Origin of the sequence: Porifericola rhodea (assembly GCF_030506305.1) — a bacterium.
Taxonomy (GTDB): domain Bacteria; phylum Bacteroidota; class Bacteroidia; order Cytophagales; family Cyclobacteriaceae; genus Catalinimonas; species Catalinimonas rhodea.
On sequence record NZ_CP119421.1, the window covers coordinates 3,021,121 to 3,047,884 of the forward strand.

Here is a 26,764-nt window from a genome sequence, read left to right on the forward strand (position 1 = left end):
CTTAAAGCCATATGATAAAACAACCCATTACCCAAAGTGAAATCAATAACATTGTATGGAAGGCCTGTGATACCTTCAGGGGTGTCATAGACCCTTCTCAATACAAAGATTATATCCTGACCATGCTTTTTGTCAAGTATGTGTCGGATGTGTGGAAGGATAAGAAACGTTTCTATTCTGAAAAATACGATAACGATGAACTAAGGATGCAGCGGGCTTTGCGCAATGAACGCTTCCAGTTACCGGAAAGCTGCACCTTTGACTATCTGTTTGAAAACCGTAATGCAGCCAATTTAGGCGAATTAATTAACACTGCACTAGAGGGCTTGGAAGATGCCAACCGTAGTAAACTGGAAAGGGTATTTCGTAACATTGACTTTAATTCAGAGGCTAATCTGGGGCAGACAAAGGACCGAAATAGAAGACTTAAAAACCTGTTGGTTGACTTCTCCGCACTTGATTTGCAACCATCTCACCTGGAAGGAAATGATGTGATTGGTGATGCATATGAGTACCTGATTGAAAGATTTGCCAGTGATGCAGGCAAAAAGGCTGGTGAATTTTATACTCCCTCTCAGGTTTCCAAATTGTTAGCCAAGCTTATGGCACCCCAACCAGGAGATAGGATCATTGACCCTACTTGCGGTTCAGGTTCATTACTAATCAAAACGGCTAAAGAAGTAGGAAGTAAAAACTTCTCCCTTTATGGTCAGGAGATCAATGGAAGCACCTGGGCACTGGCCAGAATGAATATGTTTTTGCATGAGATAGATAATGCTACCATTGAGTGGGGCGATACGCTTAACAACCCCAAGCTGCTGGAAGGTGATAGTTTGCTTAAAGGAAATAAAGTTGTTGCCAATCCTCCTTTTTCTCTTGATAAATGGGGAGTAGATAATGCCGTTACAGACCAATTCAACCGATTCCACCGAGGCGTTCCTCCTAAGAGTAAAGGAGACTATGCCTTTATCTCTCATATGATTGAATCCACTTATGAGGATGTGGGCAAAGTGGGTGTGATACTGCCACATGGGGTGCTTTTCAGAGGTAGTAGTGAAGGAAAAATCAGGCAACAATTGATTGAAGATAATTTGCTTGAAGTAGTGATTGGACTTCCTTCTAACCTGTTTTTTGGCACTGGTATACCTGCCTGTATTCTGATTTTTAACAGGGCAAAGGGCGAAAATAAGGATATACTTTTTGTAGATGCCAGCCAGGGCTTTGAATCAGGTAAAAACCAGAATCGTCTGAGAGATTCAGATATTGATAAAATCATTTCTGCTTATCAGAATTTCCAACAAGCAGCTCCTTTATCTACAGAAGCAGGAGAGGTGTTGGAAGAAAAGTACTCTTATCGTGCTACGCTGAAGGAGGTTATAGAGAATGAGTACAATCTCAATATTCCCCGCTATGTGGACACTTTTGTGGAGGAGGAACCCGTAGATATTGCTGCTACTCAGCAGGATATCCGTGAGCTGAAAAATCAATTAGCTTCTGTAGAGCAGAAGATAGAGGATTATTTAAAAGAATTGGGATTCTGATGAGTATAATTAAGTTAAAAAAAAATCTTTATAAGAAGACTAAAGTTGGTGATATACCTGAGAATTGGGATGTCAGGTCACTTGGGAATTTAATAGTTGAAATGAAAAGTGGGTTATCACGTAAACTTGCTGATAAAGACTTAGGGCTACCTGTCCTGAGATCTAATAACCTTGTAAATAATGAGGTTGTGTTCGATAACCTTTTGTATTGGTATTTTGATGACCCGCAAGGAGCTAATACGAAGGGATATTTTTTAAATGACGGCGAAATTTTAGTGAATTTTATTAATTCACCAGCACAGATCGGAAAATGTGCTCTGTTTATCAATAAATTAGGAAGGCCAATAATATATACAACAAACCTATTATCTCTTAGTCTAGATTCGGAACAAATTGATCCAGGCTTCTTTCTAAGTCTCACCCTATCTAGTCTGTATAAGAAATTTATTCAGTCAATTACTAAACCTGCAATAAATCAAGCAAGCTTTACCACAAAAGATTTCCGAAAGTTTACTTTACCATTACCGCCACTTTTTGAACAGAAGAAAATATCACAAGTCCTTAGTGCTTGGGACGAGGCTATTGAAAAAAATAGAGAATTATTAAAAGTTTATTTGAGGAGGAGGAAGGGATTAAGTCAAAATCTCTTATCAGGAGGTTTACGTTTCAAGGAGTTTATCCAAGATGATCAGCTAATTAAAACTAAAGTTGGTACTTTACCTGCCGACTGGCACCTCAGATCAATTTCCAATATCGTTACCAGAGTAAAAAAATCTTTTACTCCTGAACCAGATACCTTATACCAGGAAATTGGTATTCGCTCTCATGCAAAGGGAATCTTTCATAAGGAAAAAGTTACAGGCAAAAGCTTAGGCAATAAATCAGTATTCTGGATTGAGCCAGATTGCTTTGTGGTAAACATTGTTTTTGCCTGGGAGCACGCCATTGCTAAAACTACTGAAGCGGAAGCAGGCATGATTGCATCGCATCGCTTTCCCATGTATAAGCCCAAAAAGGATCTACTGGATTTAGATTATTTGCTTTACTACTTCAAATCCGCAAGAGGTAAACATCTGCTGGGTTTAGCCTCTCCTGGTGGAGCAGGTCGTAACAAAACCCTGGGACAGTCAGATTTTGCAAAGCTTCAAATACCTGTACCGTCACTTGAAGAGCAAAGGAAAATAGCATCTGTATTATCAGAAGCTGATAAAGAAATTGACCTTCTTCGGCAGCATATCAAAACACTCAAAGAACAGAAAAAGGGCTTGATGCAAAAGCTATTGACGGGGGAGGTAAGAACTATTTAACCAAGGCAAATGACTTATGAATATATCAGACACTTTTAAGCAATTAGTCTCAAACATAAAGATTCCAGAGGAAAAGGCAGGTACGATTTCCTACAGATATGGCCGGATAACTAAGGCTTTGAATGAAGAATTTCGTGGTACTGACTCTAAAACGGCTAATAGTTTACAAGTTGGCTCCTACGGCAGGTACACTGGTATCAAAGGAATTTCAGACTTAGATATGCTATACATAATGCCCAGTAGTAAATGGCAAAAATACAACGTAAGTGGAGGGCAATCAAAATTATTGCAAGACACCAAAAATGCAATAGCTAACACCTATTCTTCCTCTGACATAAACTTAGATAGATGTGTTGTTACCGTAAAGTTTTCGGATTCACATATTGATATACAACCAGTATTTGAAATTGATGATCAGGATTACAAATACCCTGATACATATAATAGCGGCTCTTGGAAAATAACAAAACCAAGAAAGGAAATGAATGCAATGACTGAATCTGAGCAGCAAAAGAATAAAAACCTTCGGAGGTTATGTAAAATGGCAAGAGCCTGGAAGAATAAGAATGGTGTTTGTATGGGAGGGCTTTTAATTGATACGCTTGCCTATAACTTTTTACATTCTACCGATGAATATGATAGCACGAGTTTTTCTTCTTATGACCTAATGTGTAGAGATTTCTTCAAGTATTTATATGAACAGCCCAAAGATCAAAAAGAATATGGTGCATTAGGAAGTAGACAGAGGGTAAAAGTCAGGAAATCATTTAAAAGAAAAGCTAAAAAAGCGTATGATCTGGCAGAAAAAGCCATTGAAGCCACTTCTGATAAAAAGAAGCATAACAAATGGAGAGATGTCTTTGGAAATAATTTCCCTAAATATCAGAATGAGGATGCAGAGGCTCGTTCCATTAACGAAAACTATAGTAATACTGAAGAGTTCATTGAGTCTTACTACCCTATTAATATATTGTATGATTTAAGAATAGATTGTGAGATAAAGCAAAATGGATTTAGAAATGGTTTATTGCGAGAATTTCTGTTTAAGAGAATTAAGCTATTGCCTAATAAATCTTTACGCTTTTACATTGATCAGATAGATATTCCACCTCCCTATACAGTCAAATGGAAAGTAACCAATCGAGGAGAGCAAGCGATTAAGAGAGATTGCATTCGGGGCCAGATAATCGATGACATGGGATCTTACGAAAGAAAAGAAACCACAAATTTCAAAGGCAGTCACTTTGTTGAATGCTACGTGATTAAAGACAATATGGTAGTTGCAATGGATTCTATAGACGTACCAATTTCAGAATAGTTAAATGAACAGTTATGACAGAGAGTGAAATATTGTTAGAGTCTCAAATCAGAGAGCTGTATGGCCGAGTCGTCTATACGCATAAAACTCATGAGAAATGTGCCGATGTTCTGAAAGAGAGAAGTGACTGTCTAAAACTCACAGAAATTTTTCTATCAGCGGCTACAACTACTACAATACTTATAGTTGTATTTGGTGACGGCAAAATATTTCAATTCATAGCGGCACTTTGTTCTACCATCCTATTAGCTCTTACACTCTATTCAAAAGACTTCAACTTATTAGCTATTGCTGAAAAACATAAACAAGCGGCTTTAGATATACTTGAAATCAGGGAAGGCTTACTTTCATTGTTAGTAGATATTCGCATCGGCAATAAGGAAATAGGGCATCTCCAACAAATTAGAGATGAATTGAATGAAAGGCTCATAAATACTTACAGAGGAGCTCCTAAAACAATGAATAAGGCATACCAAATCGCTTCAAAAGCACTAAAGGAGAATGAAGAATTTACTTTTTCGGATTCCGAAATAGATAAGTTTTTACCAGAGAGTCTAAGAAAAGATTAATGCAGAAGATGTTGACGGGTGAGTTTAGGGTTAAAGTTTGGAGTGATAAGTTATGAAAGATTTAAAAAATCATATAAAAATACTCTCCGCCTTGTCGGTTGCTGCTTCTGATACCAGGAGAGATACATTTATTTCTGTAGTCATTAGAACTCTAAATGAGATCGCTTCCTGTGAACGTAAGGAGTTAGCAGAATACATTAATGAGCAATTCGGTTTTGAGCCATACCAACCTGAACTGGATGAAGTAGTCAATTACCTTATAGAAGAAGGGCGAGTCATTGAAAAGAAGAAAATGCTTTCGTTATCAACAGAAGAGAAGGAAACAATTGATGCTCAAGATGTAGAAGCAAGAGACAAAGAGAAAAGTCGATATCAGAATTTCAAGAACTTTATCAAATATGATCTTGGCTATGATTTAGATGACGATCATGTAAAATTACTTTGGGGCACCTTTTTAGAATATCTGTATAACTCTTTTTACGAATATGGAGAGGACGCTATCAAAACCTTGCATCCTCATATAAAAAATGGTGATGGGAACAGCTACTACGAAAGCGTTCTTTCAAGTATAATAAAGGAAATAGATAATTCAGAGCTTAAAGTTCTATTCAAACAAATAATTGAAAGATTCCCAGATTTTGCATCAACGGAAGATCTCAATTTTTTAAATGATTTAGCTCAGAAGACCCTCTCATTTTCTTCACTTGGTTTCCAGGCGGATATAGCCCAAGATACTGTCAACCATGAAATCGTTGATTGGACACTCTACCTTGACACAAATGTTTTATACTCTCTATTAGACCTGCACTCCCACCCAGAAAATGATGCTTGTAAGGCACTTATCCAGTTAGTGAGAGAAAATGAAGAGTATATTAAGGTCAAACTGCGCTATTCAGACATTACCTACAAAGAACTTGGGAAAAAGAAAGCTGATTTCGATCTCTTAGATGATAAAATAACCGATAGTTCAATTAGAGCAATGCTAAAAACTGACAACCTTGATGGTTTTTCAAGAAAGTTCTACGAGAGGCTTTTGGAAAATCGTGAAGGCACTATTCACCCTTCTGAAGCTATTGGCTTATCCCAAACAACTCTTAAATATAATACTATTGAGATAGCAAGGAATGCTAAAAGAATCGAACATCTCGGTGAGGATTACATCAATGCAAAGGTTCAAGAATTCTACGAATACATTAACCGTAGAAATGAAATCCGAAAAGAATTTTGCGATTCAAAAAAAATACCTTTTCATCCAATAGAAAAAAGCGATAAGCAGGCATTACACGATATAACTCTTCGTGAATTACTATTGGAAAGCCGCCACAAAGAGATAAAAGGTGAAGAAGTATCACTGAATTCTATCAAATACTTTGGCGTAACCCTAGATGACCTGCTAATCCAATTTGACAAGTCCAAAACAAAGGAAGACTATGATGTTAATAGTTTTCCCGTCTTTTTCAAACCTTCTTTTCTTCTCAATAAACTGGTAAGGGTTTTACCGATCCAGACCAAAGATTATAAGAAAGCTTTCATCAAGGCAGTGACTTCCAAAGGATTTCATAAGGATTCTTCCAAATCAAGAGATGTTCTGAAAATTGTCAACTACCTCAAATCACAAGGCATTGACGATGAAAAAGTAGTTTATAATATCATCTCTCAAGATATTTTCCTTGAAAAGTATCATAAGGAGTCTCAGAATGAAGACTTCAATCAAAAAGAGTTTATTGAATCCGAACTCAATAGGGAATTTAAACTCTTTCAAGAACAATTGGAGAACACCCGGAAAGAACTGGCATTTTCAACAGAAACTGCGAATACGAGGGCAGAGGAAAACCAAAAATTAGAAACTAAAAAATCAATCTTAGAATCTGATGTCAAGCAGTATGAAAAGGCACTTAAGAAGGTAAATAAGAGGATGAGGAGCTTGGAAAAAACAGTAAACGGAGTAAGCAGTCAGGAGAAAATCAATTTTGAGGCAGGAGAAGCAAATGCAAAAGCCCAAAAGGAAAAAGAGAAAGCAGAAGCTCTAAAAAAGAAATTACGTGATGAAATCGAAGGCCAAATCGAAAATGAAAAGGATGTTAATGTGAGAAAGTGGCAAAGAAAGATTTGGTGGCATTTATTTTGGGTAATTCCCTGTGCTTTTGCTGCATTATTCTTTGTGCTTCCATCAGAACAAAACCCGATTACTGATCAAGCAAATCGCTATAAAGTAGCTGGTGTATTCATGGCTGCTGTTATTTTAATTTTTCTATATCTAATACGAAACAGGTATTGGAATGAGATTAATATAAAAGCAAGAAGGGAAAACCATAAAGTCTCTGAAGGTCTCAGAAATAAACTTAAGGAATTAGAATAGTCTGGGTGTGTTTAAATAATTGACTAAAAAGTAAAATGGACAATCTCATCCTTGGCAAAAGTAGATCAAATGAATAACCGTCTTACACCTGCTGCTATCGAAAGCATTATCCAATCAGGAGAAGGCTACAATGCGGAGTTTAAAGTCCGTGTGCCTAATAAGCTCAAAGAGCTCAGTGAGGAAATTTGTGCCTTTGCCAATGCTGCTGGTGGCATTTTATTGATCGGGGTGAATGATGATAATGAAATTTACGGATCTGAAATAGATAATGGGAAAAGATCGGCTATTCAAAATTCCTTAAACGAAATTAATCCGCATATCCCTACCACCCTGTATCCGGTGGAAGTAGATGGTAAAACGGTTTGGGTGATTGAAGTGAATAGTGGCTCTCAAAAACCCTACGTCTTATCTGGGGCCATTTACGTACGCCAGGGGCCAAATACCCAAAAGCTTACCACGGTGGAGCAAATGCGGGATTTTTTCCAGCAATCCGATCGCATTTATTTTGACGAAGCACCATGTCAAGATTTTAAACCCTCCGAAGGGATAGATCAAAAGTGGTTTGAGGAGTTTCGCTTGCAAAGCGGTTTATCTAAAACGATCACTCAGGAGCAAATTATTCAAAACCTGAAGCTTGTTTTAGCTGATGATAATATGAAAAATGGTGGGGTATTGTTCTTTGGCTCATCCCCGGAGCAGTTTATAGAAACAGCTGTTATTCGCTGTATTGCTTTTGAAGGTATCAACAAAACCCAAATCATTGATGACAAAGTTTTTGGTGGGCCTCTGATAAAACAGTATGAAAAGGCCATGCAGTGGTTGAAAAGCAAACTGGACATCCGCTATGAAATTGAAGGAAGTGGCCCCAGGAAGGAGGTTTGGGAAATTCCTGAAACCGCTTTGAAAGAAACTATTATCAATGCACTTTCCCACCGTGACTATTATGACAAAGGTGCTAAAACAACTGTTGAACTCTTTGATGACCGTGTTGAGGTAAGTAATCCGGGAGGCTTAACCAGTGCTATCTCTCTCGCTGATTTTGGAACCAAAAGCCACAGCAGAAACCCCTTGATATTTGGACTGTTTGTACGCATCCGTATGGTGGAGCAAGTTGGCTCAGGGATAGGCAGGATAAAAGACCAGATGAAGGCTGCTAAACTTCCTGAGCCTTTGTTTAAAACAGAAGGCATGTTTACAGTCGTTTTGCAGCGACCCGAAAAAAGTTCGGGGAAAAGTTCGGGGAAAAGTTCGGGGAAAGATGCTCATGAAAATTGGAGCATACTAAAAGAACAACTTATCAATAAAGCACCCTCAAAAATTGGCAAGAGTTCCCTAAGGATTTTGGAAATGGTTTACCATAATCGATATGTGACCATTCCTGAAATGGCAAAAAGCATAGACATTACTGAAAGGGCAATTGAAAAAAACATTCAAAAATTAAAAGAGCAAGACCTTATAACCCGCAAAGAAGGAGAAAGGGCGGGATATTGGGAACTCATAACAGATAAAGAATAAGACAATGGAAGTACCCTCATTCATGGAAGACCATATTTCGCAGCTTCCCGCACTGAAGCTGCTCATGAATATGGGGTGGAAATATCTCTCACCAGAACAGGCTTTAGAGGCTAGGGGAGGGAGAACTTCTAATGTATTGCTGGAAGGTATTCTGAAGGATCAGCTGCAAGCCATCAACAAGATAGAATATAAAGGAAAAGAATTTCCGTTCTCAGAGTCTAATGTAAATAGTGCCATTCTTTCCATACGAGATCTGCCACTACAGGATGGTTTCATGGCTGCTAATAAAGCTTTTTACGAATTGATTACTTTGGGCAGGAGCTTTGAGCAGTCTGTGCTGGGAGATAAAAAGAGCTTTTCATTTCAATATGTTGACTGGAAATATCCAGAAAACAATGTCTTTCATGTGACGGAAGAATTCAGCGTGTTAAGGTCTGGAAGCAATGAGCATTACCGACCTGATATTGTACTATTTATCAATGGTATTCCTATGGTGATCATTGAGTGTAAAAGTCCGAAGATCAAAGATCCTATAGATAAGGCCATTGAGCAACACTTAAGAAATCAACAGGAAGATGGTATACGCTCACTTTATCAATACTCCAATATAGTAGTTGGAATAGCAACCAACCAAGCCAAGTATGCCACTACAGCTACTTCTAAGGAGTTTTGGAGCTTCTGGAAAGAGTTGTTCAAAACTAAGTTGGAAGAGGTTGCATGGTTGGATGAACTTCAAGCCATAAAAAACCAACCATTACCCACCAATGAAAGGACCGTACTCTTTCAGGAAAAGTACAAGAATGTTTGGGCTTACTTTAGTAAACTTGAGAAAGCAACCCAGTCAGTCACAGAGCAGGATAAATTGCTATTTAGCTTTTGTAAACCAAGACGACTCTTTGACCTCTTCTTTAATTTTATCCTGTTTGACGATGGAGCAAAAAAGATAACCCGGTATCAGCAATACTTTGCCGTACATAATACGCTGAAAAAAATAGCAAAGAAAAACAGTAGGGGTATGAGAAGGGGAGGAGTGATCTGGCATACACAGGGGAGCGGAAAATCATTAACAATGGTTATGCTGGCTCAACTCATAGCAACTCATCCTGATATTAAGAACCCAAAGATTGTATTGGTAACTGATCGAATTGATTTGGATGATCAGATTACGGAAATATTCAAGAAATGCCAGATTCCGGTAGAAAACGCTCAAACTGGAAAACACCTAGTGGAATTACTATCCAGTAAAGGTGATACAGTTATTACCACATTAATCCATAAGTTTGAAGCAGCAGTCAATCAGGCAAAAGAGGGTTTTGACTCCCCCGACATCTTTGTTTTAGTAGATGAAGGACACAGAAGCCAATATGGGACCTTCAATATCAAGATGCAGAAAGTCTTTCCTAATGGATGCTTTATAGCGTTTACAGGTACTCCATTGATGAAGAAGGAGAAAAGCACTGCTAATAAGTTTGGAGGATTGATTGATGTTTATTCTATTACAGATGCAGTAGAAGATGGTGCAGTTGTTCCCTTACTTTATGAAGGAAGACACAATCTGATAGAAGTTAATGAAAAGCCACTAGACAATTACTTTGACCGTATCTCCGAACCACTTACCTCTTATGGGAAAGCGGCTTTGAAGCGAAAGTTTAGTTCTACCAATCAACTCAACAAAGCAGATCAAATCATTTATGCCAGAGCCTGGGATATTTCAGACCACTATGAACAAAATGTACAGGATATTTATTTCGGAAGCTTGAAAGCTAAGGGACAGTTGGTAGCCCCAAATAAAACTACTGCAATAAGATACAGGGAGTATCTGAAGGAGATAGGCAGAATAAGCAGCGAGGTGCTTATCTCACCACCAGATGTAAGAGAAAATCATGAGGATGCTTTTGAAGAAAGTGATGATCTGATCTTGAAGTTTTGGAAAGCCATGATAGACAAATATGGTAATGCTGAGAACTATGAAAAGTCATTGATTAGCTCTTTCAAAAAGCAAGACCACCCAGAAATCATCATTGTAGTAGATAAACTGCTCACTGGATTTGATGCTCCAAATAACTATGTCCTATATCTTACTCGCCAGTTAAAAGAACACACCCTACTTCAGGCCATTGCCAGAGTAAATAGATTAGCACCAGGAAAAGAGTATGGGTTAATCATAGATTACTATGGTAATCTTGAAAATCTTGATACTGCTTTAGAAACCTATTCCGGTAGCGACCAATTTGATGCTGCCGATCTGGAAGATACTTTATCTAATATTAATGAAGAAATCAAGAAGTTACCGCAGGTACATTCTGAAGTCTGGGATATATTTAAAGAGATCAAAAATAAGTATGACGAAGAAGCTTATGAGGAATTATTACGAGATGAAGCCATACGACATACTTTTTATGAAAAAGTATCAGCCTTTGCCAGATTGTTAAAATTGGCACTATCTAGCTTTGAGTTTATAAGTAAGATCCCTGAAAAACAAATCAATAAGTATAGGCAAGATGCTAAGTTCTTTCTTGGGTTAAGGATATCTGTAAAACGAAGGTATTTTGATGATGTAGAGTACAGAGAATACGAACCACAGGTACAAAAGCTGATTGACAAGCATATTACCACAGAAGGAGAGGTGCTGCGAATTACAGAGCTGGTAAATATTTTTGATAAAGAGCAAAGAGAACAGGAAGTCGAGAAGATAAGCAGTAAGGCTGCAAAAGCAGATCATATAGCCAGCCGGACTATAAAGGCAATCAATGTCAAGATGGATGAAGACCCTGTTTACTATAAAAAGCTGTCACGACTTATCAGAGATACCATAGAGGATTATCACCAACACAGGATATCTGAAGTAGAATATCTTAAAAAGGCTAAGGATATAGAGGATCAATTTCATAGTGGGAGACAAAATGATTTGCCTGAAAACCTAGAAGGTAAAGAGGTAGGTATTGCTATTTACAACCTCATTAATGAAATATTTAAGGATCATGTAAAGGAGGAGAATGGAAGTGCTAACATTGCTGCAATTATGGCAGAAGGAATAGAGGAGATTATTAAAGCTATAGTATTTGAGAATGGTAAACCCATTATTGACTGGGTCAACAAATCTGATGTGGAAGGTAGGATCAGAATAGAGATTGATGATTATTTATTTGATCAAAAAGCTCAACGAGATTTAGACTTACCCCTTGACTTAATCGACCAGTTAGTAGAAGAAGGAATTAAAGTAGCTAAGCTAAAGTATGTCTGATATCAAGATTGAGAGAGTATTTCCATTTGGCTCTAGAGAAATTAATTATGAGTTGTATTATCAAGATAGAAAAACGCTGGGTATCAAAGTCTACCCAGATTGTAAAGTTAGGGTAACTGCTCCCAAAAATACATCCGACGATCAACTGCTGAAAAAGCTAAAGGAAAAAGCTCCCTGGATCATAAAGCAGCAAAATGAATTTTTGTCATATCACCCACTTACTCCTCCCAGGCAGTATGTCAATGGTGAAACCCATCTTTACTTAGGAAGGCGATACAAGTTGAAAGTTGAGCCCTCAAATAATAACGAAGTAAAGCTATATGGAGGCCGTTTAGTAGTATTTAAAAAAGACAATTATACAGTTGAAAGCCTTTTGAATCAGTGGTATAGACAAAAAGCAAAACATATTTTCCAGGAAACATTAATAAATGTGCTTCCCCTTTTTCACCATTATCAGATTAATGAACCAGAGCTACACATCAAAAACATGCCTACTCGGTGGGGGAGCTGTACCCCACATGGGAAAGTGATACTAAATCCTGAGCTCATAAAAGCTCCAAAAGGAAGTATTGAATATGTCATCATTCATGAGCTTTGTCATCTCGTACACCACAACCACACCAAAGTCTTTTATGCCCTACAGGAGAAAATGATGCCTGATTGGAAAAAGTGGAAGGAAAGGTTGGAATTTATCCTCAATTCTTAGTTTGTAATAGGTAGCGTGAGGTCGGTAGTTTTTCACTGTAAAAATAAATTTATCAAAAAATCACTCATTAATGCTTTTTTTTAATAAAAATAATTTACTAATTTTTATTAAAATTAGTAAATAATCATAAGTTTGTTGAGTGTTAATACTTTATATTGTTTTTTGCAATTTTTTACAGTGATTCAACTTAGCTTTTCTATCGTCCACTTGCACAAATTGGTGATTTCTCAAATAGTTAATTAACAACCTAATCATCATTACTAATGTCAGTAGCAGTATATTTTGAAAGGATACAAAGGTTAGATGAGCTTATTTCTAAAAAGGCTAAAGGAACACCTCAAGAGCTGGCTTCAAAAATTGGTATTTCTAAAAGAATGTTACATGAATATTTATTAGTTATGAAAGATATGGGCGCTAGCATCCAGTATTGTAGATATTCGCAAAGTTACATATACTCAGATAATATGAAGTTGGAAATAAAATTTAGAAAAAATAATTGAGTGCAATCTCATTTCATCAAGGTATGTTTAATTGCATTTATAAAGGCAGAGGGGAGGTTTTAAGAGAAAATTTATAACCTAACTACTTTACAATGGATGTCTCTCTAAAAAACAACCCATCCGAAGCAGTAGAAGTACTGCTGAAAAGTTTGCAAGCAAAATTTACTGATTATTCTATCAATAGTCTAAAGCAGCATCCCGATTATCCTAGCTTACTTTCTATCAATCATACTCTCAACCAGCTTCAGATAGACAATTTAGCGATTAGAGCCACTTATGAGCAGTTGCAAAACAAATTTCCCAAACCTTTGCTGGTGCATACCCGGGATGAAGGAGGGACTTATAGGGTAATTGCTCAGCTTGATGAAGAGCAGGTTACTTTTGTAGACCGCAAAGGAAAACAGCGATCTCAATCCAAAACCGATTTTCTAAAATCGTGGAGCGGCATAGCCGTATTAGTGGATGAAGAAACGAAGGGTGAAGAAAGGGGTTATGCTCTCAACAAAATAAAAGCATTGCTTAATAAAGCAGTTTTGCCCCTCCTGATGTTTAGTCTGGCCCTGCTGATGGTATATATCATATCTTATACTGATAATCTCCTATCTACTTTTGATTATCTATTTCTATTGACCAAAACATTAGGGATTGCTGCTACCATTCCTTTGATCATCCGTCTGCTGGACAAAAACAATCCTTTTGTCAAAAAACTCTGCCATTCCGGTAAAGCGGGTGGCAAATCCAATTGCGCCAGAGTACTGGATTCCCCGACAGCGCACTTGCTGGAGCTTTTTGCCTGGAGTGAAATCGGTTTTGTCTATTTTACCAGCCTGTTCCTGTACGTGCTATTGTTTCCATCCCATTTACTTGTTTTAATAGCTGGATTGGCGGTATTGGCAGCACCTTATACTTTTTATTCTGTTTATTATCAATGGAAAGTAGCCCGGCAGTGGTGCCGTTTGTGCTTGGCAGTGCAAGGAGTAATTTTGTTGGAATTGATCCTTGCTATACTTTATTTCAATACGTATTCTTTCACCGCGCTCAGCTTGGCGGGTATTGCTTCCCTGCTATTGGTTTCTGCAATAGTCGTCTCTACATATAGTTTGCTAAAACCAATACTTACTGAAATAAAAAGCAATCAAACACAAATCCAGCGGCTCAAAAAAATAAAGTATAAGCCTGAAGTTTTTCAACTACTGCTCAGTCAAAATCCGGCGATGGATACTTCGGAAATAAACGCTATACAGTTAGGTAATCCTGAAAGTAAGCACAAAATCACCATCATTAGCAATCCTACTTGTGGGCCCTGTGTTAAGATGCATCACCGGCTGTTTGAGCTTTTGAAAACTAAAGAAAACATAAACCTGCAGGAAATATTCCTGACCTCCGAAGACGAAAACAGTCCAGCTTATCAAATAGCCAAAGCTATGCTTAAGCTATATCAAACAAAGGACATTGAGATAGTCAAAGAGGCGATAGCTTCCTACTATAGGTACGAGAAAGCTGATTATAAAAAATGGCTGGAACAGTATGCTTCTGACAAAACAGGGCATATTGAGATAAAACAAATATTAAAGCAGCATATCGCGTGGTGCCGTGAAAGAAAAATATCGGCTACCCCGACTATGCTTTACAACGGCTACGAACTGCCTAAGGAATATACGATTGAAGATTTAGATTATTTGATGGATTAACCCCATTATTATCATTTACATAAATGGACTCCGAAAATATGGCAAAGCTAAAAGGTAAAATATTTCATAAGGTAGTATTTACTTGTATGTTGATTATTGGTTTTCATTTGATTTATGCTCAAGAATATAGAGTTAGTATAATACCCGTAGGAGAAGTAAAACAGATGCATCTTGAAATTGTGAAGTCTGCTATAGAGGAATTTTACAAGGTTGAAGCTTATATAGAAAAACCGATAGAAATAAAGAATGAATTCATTACAAAGTTTGATACCATTCTGGATGCCAATCCTATCAATCAGTATATCATTGATCAATTTGATACAACTAATGTGAAATTTATCGGCGTAACAGACTGGTGTTTAATAATCGGAAATAGAATGGTTATGCCAATCAGGGGATATGCTATAGACTTAGGCGGGAGTAGTGCTACACTATCCTCTTATAAAGTTCTGGCGGAAGTGAAAAATGAAAAAGAGCACACTTTCGAGTTCATGTTCAGCAAAGTTGCAAATCATGAGTTAGGGCATTTATTAGGTTTGCCGCATTGTAGTAATGAAAAGTGTCTGTTAACATTTGGAAATAACTTTCTCCAATCTGAAAATAAACTTTGTCAAAGTTGTATGCATGAGATTGACGCTGAATTTGTGAAAACTCATCAATAAATCTTTATTAAAGACATAAGAATTTAGCAAGATTATTTGATTAAAGGCGTTACCCGAAAAGCCTCAAACAGAGTAGGAGCACAACTAAATTTACAAAGCTATGAAAAAGAAGTTTATGAATTTTTAGAAAAGCTCTCTCGGAATGAAATGCGGACAATTACTGGGGGGTATAGTGATTATGAAACATGTGTAATAGAGTGTGGAGGAAATATTACAACCAGTTGCTGGTACGATTGCCAGCATTTGTTTGGCTCTCAGTATAGTAGTTGTATGAGTAACTGCCAGTCTGGTTCCGATACCTGGTGCGAAAATTATTGTGCTCAAGGAACATGAAACTATTATCAAGACAACAAGATTGCTTCCTATGTTTCTTACAGAGTATAAGGAGTATCTATAAGGAAAATTTAACTTAGATAAAAGATAAAGTTGCGCAATCCAGGCGGTACCTGAAAAGCCTAAGATAGAGTAGGGATACAATTTAAATCTTATAATCATGAAAAAGAAATTCATGAATTTTTTGGAAACATTGTCTCGGGATGAGATGAGAAAAATTACTGGAGGGTACGGAGACAACTGTCAAACCTGTTATGATTCAGCCCCTCAAGCATGTTCAATCAGTTGTGATGGTGGAGCAACTTGTAATGTACAAGAGTGTATTAGTAACCAAGAAGCTGAATGTGATAGAGTTTTAGGGTGTTAAATTTAGTAAAATGTGATCAGATTAAAATAACCTGATCACATTTCTTTAATAAATCCAGCATGTTTAAAATTATTTTCTCTCTACTATTCGTTTTTACTTTTTCCTTGGCCCAAGCACAGAGATCGGAATTAGATTCTATAGTCAAACTTCATTTTGATAAGGTGGGTAGTATAGATAAATGGAAAAGCCTCAAAACATATTATCTACAACAATCAAGGTTTTTTGCACCGATACATCGCTCACCTGATGAGCGATCTTTAGGTGATATATCATCTGGGTATAAAAAAACCTACCATAAAAATCCAAATTTTGACCGCACAGAATTCTATGAAGATGATGGTACGCTTAGCAGTACTCATATCTTCACTAACAAAGAAGCTAAACGTTTTATCTATAGCCATATGGAAGAACGAATATATCCTGAAGAAGTACGTAAGGCAATATTAATTACTCGTTCACTTCATAGACTAGGACCAACATTAAGATTGTTAAAGGCTTACGAAGAGAAAAAAATCAAGTACAATGGTCTTGTAGATGCATATGGTAAGCCATGTCATATGTTCATTCTCTCAGATGAAGAAAACCCATATTCCAATGGTGATTTTATAGTATATATTGATACTACGACTAATTTAATACACGCCACAGCGATAACTTCACCATTCACAACAAAGCATAAATTATATACAGATTACCAAGAAGTAGATGGATTAATGATACCTTATAAAAACTCTTCATATGATAAAGGGATATTATTTGAAGAATATGTCATTCAGGAGGTTAAAATCAATGTCAAGATGAATGATTATCTCTTTAAAGTGTGGTAAACTAGAAAACAGTTTTGTTCATTTTCCATTGAAGTTATCGCTCTCGTTATATTTGATTTTATGGACTTAATACCAGAGTATTTCATAAAAAGTAAATGTTGTAAATTAGATCAGAATACTGATGTTACAGTAATATTGACTGTATGGAAACGAAATAATGTAAAAGAGCAAATTAACGCTTTACTTCATCAATCTGTATTACCTTCTCATATCTGGATTTATCAATGCGGTAGTTATGTGAATTTAGCCAATTGTCTAAAGAAATACCCCTTCATTGAATGGATTAAGTCTTCAGTAAATCTAAAATACTTTGGCCGACATACTTTAGCCAAACACGCTGAGACAAAATATACCTGGATTCTGGATGATGATATCATTCCAGCCAAATTTTGGATAGAAAACTGTATAAAAACATGTGAGGCAAAGAATGCTATTGTCTGTAGAAGTGGTAGAATTATTCCTCCTAATGATTTTTTTCCAGGAGTAGTCAAAGGCCAAAACTATCTTGAACAGTATTTTATAGGCGACGGTAAGTTAGCAAATGGTATAAATATTTGTGAAGAGGATACAATTGTAGATTATGGATGTAGTAGTTTCTTTTTTAAAACGGAATGGGAGCAACATTTTTGGAGCATCTGGCCTCATACATTTCAAAATGGTGAGGACATGCACCTTTCGGCCAGCTGTAAAATACGTAACAATATTCCAACAATCGTACCTAAACAGACATCTAGAGAAAACAGTGGAAATCTAAAACCCGCTTACAGTTTTGACAAACATGCCTCCTGGAAAAAAAGAGGGTTTAATGAGGAGAGGGGGGGCATCGTAAAGTATTTAATTAGTGAAATGGGTTGGAGACCTCTTTTATGGAAGAACTACTGTTATGATTCACATACCTAAATCATTCATAATACTATGATCCAAGCTCACCACGGCAATTTTGATAACCGAGAGTTCCATAGCACTGCCCGGTATTGGTTCTACCCGTTTAGGGGCCAACTCCACTTAATGTTTGAGTTTGAGGGTTATAGGGTTGTATATGCGTACATTCGCAAGAATGCATGCACCTCTTTCAAGCGATATTTGCTTGAAAAAGCGGGCATTTTAGATTCTAAAGGTAAAAAGGATATCTATCTTCTCCTAAACCTTTATCGTGCCGACTTCCACCGTGACTTCAAGAGCGCTAACCGAACGATATTTATTCATAGAGATCCCATTGATCGCGTGGTTTCACTGTACAGAGACAAATTTGTCCAGGGAAAGAATGCTGTTGATATTTACTGCGACTACGAAAGGGTAGTGGGGGAAAACGCTAGAAAGGCGACGTTTGAGGCGTTTGCACTTCGCTATCTCCCTGCGGCAAAAGATCCTCACACCTGGACACAACGATCTCATCTATACCCATCTGTATATTCTGATGCTGTACCTATTGAGGTTTTATATGAATTTATGCAAGACATACTCTCGTCTGATGTTGCCGATTTGTACTTCAAGCGACCGGTAAACGCAAGTAGAGGACATGCAATCGAGGTTCCAAATGCGTCATCTATCGGAGCACATGAAATAAGGGAGAATCTAGAGCAAACGGGAACTTACCCCAGCCGAGAGTCCTTTGTTCTTACTGGTGGGAAGATACATCTTTCTCTGCTTGAGAAATACGCAGAGGACCAGGCATTTCTACGGAAAGAATAAATTCATTGAAATTTTTGAGCATTTACAATTTACCCTAAAGGTGAAAAAAACAAGCTATTGAAATTGCAAATCAACATGACATCAACCGTAATCTAAAGACGAAATAAGTAGTATGAATCATGTATCACCCAAAACAACTAAAAAAAATATAGGGTGCAATAATATTGCGTCGGAAATGCCGAACTTGATAAAAAGGCAAACAGTAAAGCCCGCGCAACTTTACTCATGCCTCTTACAGGTGGTTTCCGAAAAGCCTTATTTAGAGTAGGAACACAACTAAATTTTTACGACTATGAAAAATAAATTTATGAGCTTTTTGGAAAAGCTTTCCCGGGATGAGATGAGAAAAGTTACTGGTGGGTATGGGGATGGCACATCACTAGAGGAATATTGTGCTACCAACCGTTCAATCAGGAGTTATTGTTGCAGTATTAATGATCAGGTCTGTATTAACAATGCTGATGCAGCCTGGAACCAACATTGTGCTTAATATGGATTGCTTTTACAAAGAGATTTGAAATTGACTCAAATCTTTTTGCCTATTTTAAAGCTTAATTGATCAAATATGCAAGTCGCCATCCAAGCCTTCATACTTTTTTTTCTGTCTTTTTATGTTCAGGATGCAAATCCAGAATTATTTGAAGGAAAAATTGTGTATAAGTCTCTGACAAAAGACTTTGAGGGTAAACTAATTCCTTCCAGGACATTAAACGGACAGACATTTTATTATAAAGATACTTTCTACAAATTCGTTTATCCCAGAAATGAAACGTTAACAGGCCCCCCTTCCATGGAAGTAATTGTCAATACCCAGGATACTACATGGTATACTATTCACCATGCGGATAAAGAATATCGTTCTTTAAATATGGAGACAGGCTCAGAAGCTTATCTTCCCCGGAAAATTCATTTCATCCACGCCAATGACACTATTCTCGGTTATCCCTGCAAAAAATACGAATTGATACAGCTGGAATTTTACAATCAGCAAGAAGTAAAAAGTTATATATGGATTGCTGAGGAACTGAAGGTGATGAACCTACCACTCTTGGGTAAAATTTTTGGGTACCGAAACACCCTCATTAAAGATGGTTCTCTAGGAGGTATTGCCCTTAAATATGAATCTTTAGGTTCAGATGGTTCAGTAAGTATGTTGACAGAGGCTATAGAAATAAAACCTATGACATTGGATTCATCAGATTTTGCCGTACCTGTGATGTATCGCGGTCAGTAAAGGCATGAAAAATAAATTTTTTTAAACCTCAGCCGATGCAATCTCATTGCATCGGGAATGCCAAACTTAACAAAAAGGCAGACTGCAAAGCCCGCGCAACTTTGCTCATGCCTCTTACAGGTGGTTTCCGAAAAGCCTCTAACAGAGTAGGAACACAACTTAAAATTTGAACAACATGAAAAAAAAGTTTGTGAATTTTTTGGAAAAACTCTCTAGGGAGGAGATGAGAACGGTTACTGGGGGGTATGATGATGATGGATTTAATGATGGATGTACTTATCAATACATGGGTAATGATCCATATTACGGAAAAACATATCTTGAGGTAGAAACAGGCAGAATCCTTTCTATAATTGGGACTCAAATAGGGCAAATGCCATACACTGGTTCTTGTTAATCATATAACTTACTTTAAGTTTTTAAGTCTTCAATTTTACGAACCAACCGCTTAGCCCTCAACAATTTAATGGGCTAAGCGTATTTACGTAGCATTATCATGAAACATAAGTTATTTTATTGCGATTTCATGCTAGTCTGTTTAATAACTATACTGCACAATTATGCATTCGGTCAGCGTTCGCAAGAAGTTGGAAAGTGGTATAGCATTAACAATGCTGGAGATAGCGTTTTATATGAGTTTACATCTGATGGGAAGTATACATTTCGTTTTTCTGGTGGTAAACCATTAATACCTCTTGAGGATCGAGATAATTCTTCCCTAAAACCTACCTCAATGCCTATTCTAAGCTATGAAGTTGATTATTCAACTAATCCGCACTCAATAGATTTCTACGATGAAAATGGCCAGATTTTTAACAAAGGTATATTCGAGATCATGAGTGAAAGAGAAATGAGAATATGTGTTGATAGATTTGGAATTGATAGGCCCGATGAATTTATCGAGTTTGATCATCGGAGGGATACCCGAGTCCTAATTAGATTACCATCAAAAAAATAAGGAATTTACTAAATTTAATTATTTTAAATTTATCAGAAGTAAATAACCTTGGCAAGTTTCCCCCACTACCAACAACCTGACCATAAAGACTGCGGGCCTACCTGTCTAAAGATCGTGGCCAAGCACTTTGGGAAAGTCATTGCTTTGCAAAAAATCCGGCAGCTTAGTGAGACTTCACGTAGAGGAAGTAGTTTATTGAGCCTATGCGATGCGGCGGAGAAATTAGGCTTCCGGGCTACCGGAGTGCGTATCAATTATCCTACGCTTTCTACAGAGGTTGCCCTACCCTGCATTCTCCACTGGGGCAATCATCATTATGTAGTCGCTTACAAAATGAAGAAAGATAAAATCTACCTCTCAGACCCCGCCCGGGGCTTAACGGTATTCAGTAAAGATAATTTCCTGGAAAAGTGGATGGGTAAGAATGCAGAAGATAATACACCGGAAGGTATTGCCCTGCTACTGGAACCTACACCCAGCTTTTACAAAAATGAATGGGAAGCGGAACAAAGACATAGTTTTTCTTATCTGTACAAATATCTGTTCCGCTACAAAAACTTATTATTCCAATTGGTACTGGGCTTGGCGGCGGGTAGCCTGTTACAATTGATTTTTCCTTTCCTTACCCAGAGTATTGTAGATGTAGGTATACAAAACCAGGATATTGGCTTCATCTACCTGATTTTACTGGCGCAACTCATGCTTTTTCTGGGCAGTATAAGCATAGAAGTCATCCGGGGCTGGGTGCTGCTCCATCTGAGTACCCGTATCAGTATTTCCCTGGTATCCGATTTCTTTATCAAACTGATGCACCTGCCCATCAGCTTTTTTGATACCCGAATCACCGGGGATATTATGCAGCGCATCAATGACCATAATCGGATAGAACGGCTGCTTACCAATACTACTTTAAGTACATTATTTTCCTTTGCCAACATCCTGGTGTTTAGTTTTGTGTTAGCGTACTACAGCCTCAGCATCTTTAGCATTTTCGCGATAGGAAGCGCTATTTATATCCTTTGGATTGTTATTTTCCTGAAGCGCAGAAAGCAGATTGACTATCTGCGGTTTTCCCATGTAGCCGAGGAGCAGAGCAAAGTGATTGAACTCATCAACGGGATGCAGGAGATCAAACTGCACAATGCGGAGAAGCAAAAGCGGTGGAGTTGGGAGTTTATCCAGATCAGGCTCTATAAAGTTGCTATGAAAACCCTGGCCCTAGAGCAAACACAAGGGGTAGGTTCCAAATTCATTGACCAACTTAAAAATATTGTGATTACAGTGGTGGCGGCTACCCTGGTAGTCAAAGGTGAACTTACGCTGGGGATGATGCTGGCGGTACAGTATATTATCGGCCAGCTCAATGCCCCGGTGGTTCAGATCGTGGGCTTTATTCAATCGGTGCAGGATGCCCAGATCAGTTTGGAGCGTTTGGGGGAAATTCACAACAAAGAGGATGAAGAACCGCAGGATGAGCAGAAAATAAAAGATATTGATGTAAGGCAGGACATCATTATCCATCAACTGTCTTTTAAATATGCCGGTGCCGACGAACCCGTTCTAAAAAACATCAACCTGCACATTCCTGCCCGGAAAATTACAGCGATTGTAGGCGTAAGCGGTAGCGGCAAGACCACGCTGATGAAATTGCTAATGAAATTCTATCAGCCCCAACAAGGGGAGATAAAACTGGGTAAGGTGCAACTGGACAATATTTCCCAAAATAGCTGGCGGGCACATTTCGGCGTGGTGATGCAGGAAGGCTATTTGTTCAATGATAGCATCGCCGCCAACATTGCCGTGGGCGAGGATTATATAGACAAGGATAAACTGCAACAGGCGGTGGAAATTGCCAATATCAAAGACTTTATAGAAGGTCTGCCTAAGAGTTATAACACCAAAATAGGAAACGAAGGAGTAGGGATCAGCAGCGGTCAGAAGCAGCGTTTATTAATTGCCCGGGCAGTGTACAAAAACCCTGACTTTATCTTTTTTGACGAGGCCACTTCCGCCCTAGATGCAAACAATGAACGGACTATTATGGATAACCTTAACCGCTTTTTTCAGGGCAAGACGGTTATCATCATTGCCCATCGTCTGAGTACGGTCAGGAATGCCGACCAGATTGTGGTATTGGATGAGGGGGAAATTGTAGAGACAGGTGATCACCAGAGACTGGTAGGCGAACGCAATGGCTACTATAAACTGGTGAAGAACCAGTTGGAGTTGTGATCCCCCTTAGCGTTACCCGCAGTGGAAGTGTCGCAGACTCTGAATAAGTACAAGAAAAGGGGCATGCGTTGAAAACGCGCGCCAGAACAGTAAAAATAAAACCTATGCCCAGAACTTTACCAGAAATAGAGTTACGCTCAGAGGAAGTGCAGGAAGTACTGGATGCACCACCATCATGGATGATCCGCTGGGGATTGGCTGTAATTTTGTTGCTCATCGTCTTATTAATCTTGATCGCCAATTTGGTGAGATATCCTGATGTTATTTCCGGGGAGATGATGTTAACTACACAAAACCCACCTATTAAAATTGTGGCCAATAGTAGCGGAAAGATTACCGGTTTATTAGTGGAAGAAGGACAAGTCGTGGCAACCCATGATAAACTGGCAGAGATAGAAAACCCCATTTCTGGGGAGGGAATGGAATATATGAAAGCTTTCGTGGTACAAGTTGAAAACATCCTTGAGCATCCTAAGCTAGCCATAGATTTTTCCGATAGCCAATATGTTTTCGGAGCTATACAAACAGAATACAATGCCCTCAAGAAGTTATGCATGGATTATCATCAATGGGCTACGGATGTCTATCAAAAAGAAGAAGTCAGGAACCTGAAACAGAAAATCAAACAGTATGATCAGTTAGTAGCTATTACGGAGCAACAATCCCAAATATCCTTAAATGAACTGGCGAATGCGGAAGAAAAATACAAAGCCGACCAGCTGCTTTATAAAGAAGGAGTGTTGGCCAAACTACAATTTTTCCAGGAAGAATCTGCTTTCCGGCAGCGACAGCAGGAAGTGGAGAACCTAAAGAAGGCAACAACACAAAACCGGATTACTTTGATTGAACTGGAAAAGCAATTACTGGATATCCGTCACAATCAGGAAGAAAAAGAAAGAAATTTCCGGGAAGGGATTGCCCTGAATCTGCACGCTATCCTCAATCAAATCAATGATTGGCAAAAGAGTTATATCATTACTTCACCCATGGCCGGGAAATTATCGTATTTGAAGCCTCTCAATAATAATCAGTTTATCCAAAGCGGGGAGTTTATTTTTGGCGTAGTGCCCGAAAATGAAAAGTTTTTGGGTATCATGAACGTCCCCTCACAAGGATTTGGTAAAGTAGAGGCAGGGCAGGAGGTCAGAATCAAGTTTAACAATTATCCCTACCAAGAGTATGGGCAGGTATACGGCACGATCAAAAGTATTGCACTCTTGGCCAATGAAAATTCTTACCGGGCAGAAATTGAATTGCCAAAAGGGCTTACTACTTCCTACAACAAACTACTTGATTTTAGTCCCGAGATGATGGGCAATGCGGAAATCATTACTGAGGACTTGAGCATGATGGAAAGGATATTCTATAGCATCCGAAGCATCTTTGACCAATAAATAACCAATGAAAACTGTTTTGTTCATTATACTGCCCTATCCCAGCCATTATAATGCTTGCTTTGGTTTGGCCCCTGAATTTAAGAAGCGTGCTTACAGGGTAGTTTTTACAGGATACCCTCATCTCCAAAACCATGTAGAACAACAGGGTTTTGAATTTTGCAGGTTAAACTACACAACCGAATACTCGATCAAAACGGTTAAAAGCTTCGTTTCTCATTTATTTTTAGCGATGCTGGATCGTAGGGCTGTTATCAAGCGGTACCGCTTTTGGTATAGGAGTGTGATTGAAATTAGAAAAGTATACATGGAGTACCGTCCGGAAAAAATATTCATAGATGCGCATCTAAGCCATTATTATTTATACCTGTACGCTTACCGCCAATCGGTTACCATCTTAAGTACAAAATTATCCACCAAAAAAACGCCTAATATACCTCCTATAAATTCATTCTACATTCCTAAAGACACTGCTTTGTCAAGATTAATCTGTGCGTTATTGTGGAAGAGACATATAATCAAAATAGAGATAAGGTGGTGGATAAATAAAGTAGCTTTTCTAGGCAGGGACGAAGCTTATTTTCAGAAGAGATTGTGCAAAAAGTATGATTTGCTATGGAAAGAAGTTTTTGAGAAAAAAAATATAGCTTTCATAGGATTAAAAAATGTGCCTACGATTATTTTAGGAACAGAAGCGTTAGAGTTTCCTCAGAGAAAAAAACTTCCCTACGAACGCTATATCAGTTTTCCGATTAAGAGGAATGAAGAAAAATATTTTTCTGAGGAATATAGGTTGACCAGGGAAAGAATAATTGCGTTAAAGCTTCAATCCAATTGTCAAGTCATCTACTGCTCTTTCGGTACGTTGAGTAGCCTACATCTCAAAAAAGTTGCGTTATTTATTAAAAAGCTTATTGATGTAGTTGAGCCACATGATGACTTAGCACTTGTGATCTCTACTAGCAATCTAAATTCAAGTTTCTTGGTTAATAGTCATCACATTTTTGTATTCAAGCAGGTGCCACAACTGGATATATTACAATACAGTGATATGATGATTACACATGGCGGACATAATTCTATTAAAGAATGCCTACAAGCGGGGGTGCCCATGTTGGTTTATCCACTTAACAAAAAGGTAGATCAGCCAGGAAATGCGGTCAGGGTGTTTGTCAATGGTCATGGATTATTTGGTAAAATAGATAAAGACAAACCGGAGGTAATTCTTGGCAAAATCAATAGGATCTTTAGCATAAAGGAGAAAATGAGACAAAAGTGTAGATCAGATGAGTCAATTCAACTTTTATAAACTCTCAATATGGTAAATCTCACCTGTTAGAAATATAAATTATTTCCTCAAAAACTTGAATATGTACATAATAAATACACTGATTTAACGGTGACCCTAACGGTATTGAAAGAAATAAATTAGTAGAGCAAGTAGAAGCTTTGCTTCAACAAACAATGCTACCTAGCTATATTTGGTTATACCAATGTGGTGATTATGTAAGTGTGGATAAATGCATGAAGAAATATCCTTTTGTGGAAGCTTTTAAAGCTACTGTAAATTTGAAGTACTATGGAAGGTATACTTTGGCCAAACATGCAGAGACAACTTATACATGGATATTAAAGATTATTACGGTTTATTTTGTAGGCGATGTTTTACCTTTCTCATAGTCACTCGAAGAGGACTTTGAGTGTCTTAGACAAACTGTTAACGCAAGTTTATCGGCCTAATAAACTAACCATAATAAAGTCTATTGGATGACGATATTATACCTTCCAGATCATGGGTTGAAAACTGCATAAATATATGTGAGACGAAAAATGCAATTGTTTATAGAAGTGGAAGGATTATTCCTCTTAATGATTTTTTTTTCCTGGAATAGTAAAAGACAGAAATTACCTCAATCAATATTTCATTGGAGATGGAGAATTAGTGAATGACATTAACATTAGTAAAGGAGATACTACTGTAGATTATGGTTGCAGCAGTTTTTTCTTTAAAACAGAATGGGAAAAGTATTTCTGGAGTATTTAGTCATATACATTTCAAAACGCTGAAAGATATACATCTTTCAGCAAGTTGTAAAATATGTAATAATATTCAGACAATAGTACCAAGACAAACATCCATAGAAAACAGTGGAAATTTAAAACCAGAGTATAGCTTTGATAAACATGCATCATGGAAGAAAAAGGGATTTAATGAACAACGCGCAGGTGTACTTCAATATTTAATCCATAAAAAAGGTTGGAAGCCTGTTTTATGGAAAAGACATGATGTTTTGACTCAATATATTTGACACCAT

General features: G+C 37.7%; 22 protein-coding genes. All 22 read left to right on the forward strand.

The window, feature by feature from the left end:
- Positions 1 to 11 precede the first annotated feature (11 nt).
- The 22 genes from PZB74_RS12350 to PZB74_RS12455 all read left to right on the forward strand — a co-directional run bounded on the left by PZB74_RS12350 (position 12) and on the right by PZB74_RS12455 (position 26,758).
- The gene (locus tag PZB74_RS12350; protein WP_302236403.1) at positions 12 to 1,541 is read left to right on the forward strand and encodes a type I restriction-modification system subunit M; all 1,530 of its coding nucleotides are present in this window, start codon (positions 12 to 14) and stop codon (positions 1,539 to 1,541) included.
- Positions 1,541 to 2,848, forward strand: a complete 1,308-nt coding sequence (locus PZB74_RS12355) for a restriction endonuclease subunit S (protein ID WP_302236404.1) — start codon at positions 1,541 to 1,543, stop codon at positions 2,846 to 2,848. The genes PZB74_RS12350 and PZB74_RS12355 overlap by 1 nt, the downstream gene beginning before the upstream one ends.
- 16 nt (positions 2,849 to 2,864) lie before the next feature.
- Entirely contained in the window at positions 2,865 to 4,166 is a 1,302-nt protein-coding gene (locus PZB74_RS12360) for a nucleotide-binding domain-containing protein (RefSeq protein WP_302236407.1), read from the forward strand.
- Positions 4,167 to 4,180: 14 nt separating this feature from the next.
- Positions 4,181 to 4,735: an SLATT domain-containing protein gene (locus PZB74_RS12365; RefSeq protein WP_302236410.1), complete on the forward strand. Its 555-nt coding sequence runs from the start codon at positions 4,181 to 4,183 to the stop codon at positions 4,733 to 4,735.
- Positions 4,736 to 4,787: 52 nt separating this feature from the next.
- A complete protein-coding gene (locus PZB74_RS12370; RefSeq protein ID WP_302236412.1) occupies positions 4,788 to 7,094 on the forward strand; it encodes a hypothetical protein in 2,307 nt (768 codons plus the stop codon).
- Between the two features lie 51 nt (positions 7,095 to 7,145).
- Positions 7,146 to 8,609, forward strand: coding sequence for an RNA-binding domain-containing protein (locus tag PZB74_RS12375; protein WP_302236415.1), 1,464 nt, complete (start codon positions 7,146 to 7,148; stop codon positions 8,607 to 8,609).
- Between the two features lie 4 nt (positions 8,610 to 8,613).
- A complete protein-coding gene (locus PZB74_RS12380) occupies positions 8,614 to 11,853 on the forward strand; it encodes a type I restriction endonuclease subunit R (protein WP_302236418.1) in 3,240 nt (1,079 codons plus the stop codon).
- Positions 11,846 to 12,559, forward strand: coding sequence for a M48 family metallopeptidase (locus PZB74_RS12385; RefSeq protein WP_302236420.1), 714 nt, complete (start codon positions 11,846 to 11,848; stop codon positions 12,557 to 12,559). Before PZB74_RS12380 ends, PZB74_RS12385 begins: the two co-directional genes overlap by 8 nt.
- A 263-nt stretch (positions 12,560 to 12,822) precedes the next feature.
- Positions 12,823 to 13,059 carry a hypothetical protein gene (locus PZB74_RS12390; protein WP_302236422.1) on the forward strand — a complete coding sequence of 79 codons (237 nt, stop codon included), beginning with the start codon at positions 12,823 to 12,825 and terminating at the stop codon, positions 13,057 to 13,059.
- Positions 13,060 to 13,151: 92 nt separating this feature from the next.
- Positions 13,152 to 14,750, forward strand: coding sequence for a vitamin K epoxide reductase family protein (locus tag PZB74_RS12395; RefSeq protein WP_302236424.1), 1,599 nt, complete (start codon positions 13,152 to 13,154; stop codon positions 14,748 to 14,750).
- Positions 14,751 to 14,788: 38 nt separating this feature from the next.
- The gene (locus PZB74_RS12400; RefSeq protein ID WP_302236426.1) at positions 14,789 to 15,412 is read left to right on the forward strand and encodes a matrixin family metalloprotease; all 624 of its coding nucleotides are present in this window, start codon (positions 14,789 to 14,791) and stop codon (positions 15,410 to 15,412) included.
- A 759-nt stretch (positions 15,413 to 16,171) separates the two neighbouring features.
- Positions 16,172 to 16,939: a hypothetical protein gene (locus PZB74_RS12405; RefSeq protein WP_302236429.1), complete on the forward strand. Its 768-nt coding sequence runs from the start codon at positions 16,172 to 16,174 to the stop codon at positions 16,937 to 16,939.
- A 60-nt stretch (positions 16,940 to 16,999) separates the two neighbouring features.
- Complete coding sequence (locus PZB74_RS12410; protein WP_302236431.1) at positions 17,000 to 17,839, forward strand: glycosyltransferase family 2 protein; 840 nt, start codon at positions 17,000 to 17,002, stop codon at positions 17,837 to 17,839.
- A 15-nt stretch (positions 17,840 to 17,854) separates the two neighbouring features.
- Positions 17,855 to 18,631: a sulfotransferase family 2 domain-containing protein gene (locus PZB74_RS12415; RefSeq protein WP_302236433.1), complete on the forward strand. Its 777-nt coding sequence runs from the start codon at positions 17,855 to 17,857 to the stop codon at positions 18,629 to 18,631.
- Between the two features lie 292 nt (positions 18,632 to 18,923).
- Complete coding sequence (locus PZB74_RS12420) at positions 18,924 to 19,121, forward strand: hypothetical protein (RefSeq protein ID WP_302236434.1); 198 nt, start codon at positions 18,924 to 18,926, stop codon at positions 19,119 to 19,121.
- Positions 19,122 to 19,196: 75 nt separating this feature from the next.
- Complete coding sequence (locus PZB74_RS12425; RefSeq protein ID WP_302236437.1) at positions 19,197 to 19,865, forward strand: DUF4412 domain-containing protein; 669 nt, start codon at positions 19,197 to 19,199, stop codon at positions 19,863 to 19,865.
- A gap of 175 nt (positions 19,866 to 20,040) precedes the next feature.
- Positions 20,041 to 20,262: a hypothetical protein gene (locus tag PZB74_RS12430; protein ID WP_302236438.1), complete on the forward strand. Its 222-nt coding sequence runs from the start codon at positions 20,041 to 20,043 to the stop codon at positions 20,260 to 20,262.
- Between the two features lie 99 nt (positions 20,263 to 20,361).
- Positions 20,362 to 20,823 carry a hypothetical protein gene (locus PZB74_RS12435; RefSeq protein ID WP_302236440.1) on the forward strand — a complete coding sequence of 154 codons (462 nt, stop codon included), beginning with the start codon at positions 20,362 to 20,364 and terminating at the stop codon, positions 20,821 to 20,823.
- A gap of 48 nt (positions 20,824 to 20,871) precedes the next feature.
- Complete coding sequence (locus tag PZB74_RS12440; protein ID WP_302236442.1) at positions 20,872 to 23,055, forward strand: peptidase domain-containing ABC transporter; 2,184 nt, start codon at positions 20,872 to 20,874, stop codon at positions 23,053 to 23,055.
- Positions 23,056 to 23,159: 104 nt separating this feature from the next.
- Complete coding sequence (locus PZB74_RS12445) at positions 23,160 to 24,449, forward strand: HlyD family secretion protein (RefSeq protein WP_302236445.1); 1,290 nt, start codon at positions 23,160 to 23,162, stop codon at positions 24,447 to 24,449.
- A gap of 7 nt (positions 24,450 to 24,456) precedes the next feature.
- Positions 24,457 to 25,758 (forward strand): glycosyltransferase, encoded by a 1,302-nt coding sequence (locus PZB74_RS12450; protein WP_302236448.1) that lies wholly within the window; start codon positions 24,457 to 24,459, stop codon positions 25,756 to 25,758.
- A gap of 676 nt (positions 25,759 to 26,434) precedes the next feature.
- Entirely contained in the window at positions 26,435 to 26,758 is a 324-nt protein-coding gene (locus tag PZB74_RS12455) for a hypothetical protein (RefSeq protein ID WP_302236450.1), read from the forward strand.
- Positions 26,759 to 26,764 lie beyond the last annotated feature (6 nt).

What these genes read in the sequence shown, in the direction of transcription:
- PZB74_RS12355 (WP_302236404.1), top strand. Translation starts at nt 1,541, where the DNA reads ATGAGTATAATTAAGTTAAAAAAAAATCTTTATAAGAAGACTAAAGTT.
- PZB74_RS12450 (WP_302236448.1), top strand. Translation starts at nt 24,457, where the DNA reads ATGAAAACTGTTTTGTTCATTATACTGCCCTATCCCAGCCATTATAAT.
- PZB74_RS12405 (WP_302236429.1), top strand. Translation starts at nt 16,172, where the DNA reads ATGTTTAAAATTATTTTCTCTCTACTATTCGTTTTTACTTTTTCCTTG.
- PZB74_RS12445 (WP_302236445.1), top strand. Translation starts at nt 23,160, where the DNA reads ATGCCCAGAACTTTACCAGAAATAGAGTTACGCTCAGAGGAAGTGCAG.
- PZB74_RS12365 (WP_302236410.1), top strand. Translation starts at nt 4,181, where the DNA reads ATGACAGAGAGTGAAATATTGTTAGAGTCTCAAATCAGAGAGCTGTAT.
- PZB74_RS12390 (WP_302236422.1), top strand. Translation starts at nt 12,823, where the DNA reads ATGTCAGTAGCAGTATATTTTGAAAGGATACAAAGGTTAGATGAGCTT.
- PZB74_RS12435 (WP_302236440.1), top strand. Translation starts at nt 20,362, where the DNA reads ATGAAACATAAGTTATTTTATTGCGATTTCATGCTAGTCTGTTTAATA.
- PZB74_RS12400 (WP_302236426.1), top strand. Translation starts at nt 14,789, where the DNA reads ATGGCAAAGCTAAAAGGTAAAATATTTCATAAGGTAGTATTTACTTGT.
- PZB74_RS12380 (WP_302236418.1), top strand. Translation starts at nt 8,614, where the DNA reads ATGGAAGTACCCTCATTCATGGAAGACCATATTTCGCAGCTTCCCGCA.
- PZB74_RS12420 (WP_302236434.1), top strand. Translation starts at nt 18,924, where the DNA reads ATGAAAAATAAATTTATGAGCTTTTTGGAAAAGCTTTCCCGGGATGAG.
- PZB74_RS12430 (WP_302236438.1), top strand. Translation starts at nt 20,041, where the DNA reads ATGAAAAAAAAGTTTGTGAATTTTTTGGAAAAACTCTCTAGGGAGGAG.
- PZB74_RS12410 (WP_302236431.1), top strand. Translation starts at nt 17,000, where the DNA reads ATGGACTTAATACCAGAGTATTTCATAAAAAGTAAATGTTGTAAATTA.
- PZB74_RS12395 (WP_302236424.1), top strand. Translation starts at nt 13,152, where the DNA reads ATGGATGTCTCTCTAAAAAACAACCCATCCGAAGCAGTAGAAGTACTG.
- PZB74_RS12370 (WP_302236412.1), top strand. Translation starts at nt 4,788, where the DNA reads ATGAAAGATTTAAAAAATCATATAAAAATACTCTCCGCCTTGTCGGTT.
- PZB74_RS12425 (WP_302236437.1), top strand. Translation starts at nt 19,197, where the DNA reads ATGCAAGTCGCCATCCAAGCCTTCATACTTTTTTTTCTGTCTTTTTAT.
- PZB74_RS12360 (WP_302236407.1), top strand. Translation starts at nt 2,865, where the DNA reads ATGAATATATCAGACACTTTTAAGCAATTAGTCTCAAACATAAAGATT.
- PZB74_RS12385 (WP_302236420.1), top strand. Translation starts at nt 11,846, where the DNA reads ATGTCTGATATCAAGATTGAGAGAGTATTTCCATTTGGCTCTAGAGAA.
- PZB74_RS12350 (WP_302236403.1), top strand. Translation starts at nt 12, where the DNA reads ATGATAAAACAACCCATTACCCAAAGTGAAATCAATAACATTGTATGG.
- PZB74_RS12455 (WP_302236450.1), top strand. Translation starts at nt 26,435, where the DNA reads ATGGTTGCAGCAGTTTTTTCTTTAAAACAGAATGGGAAAAGTATTTCT.
- PZB74_RS12415 (WP_302236433.1), top strand. Translation starts at nt 17,855, where the DNA reads ATGATCCAAGCTCACCACGGCAATTTTGATAACCGAGAGTTCCATAGC.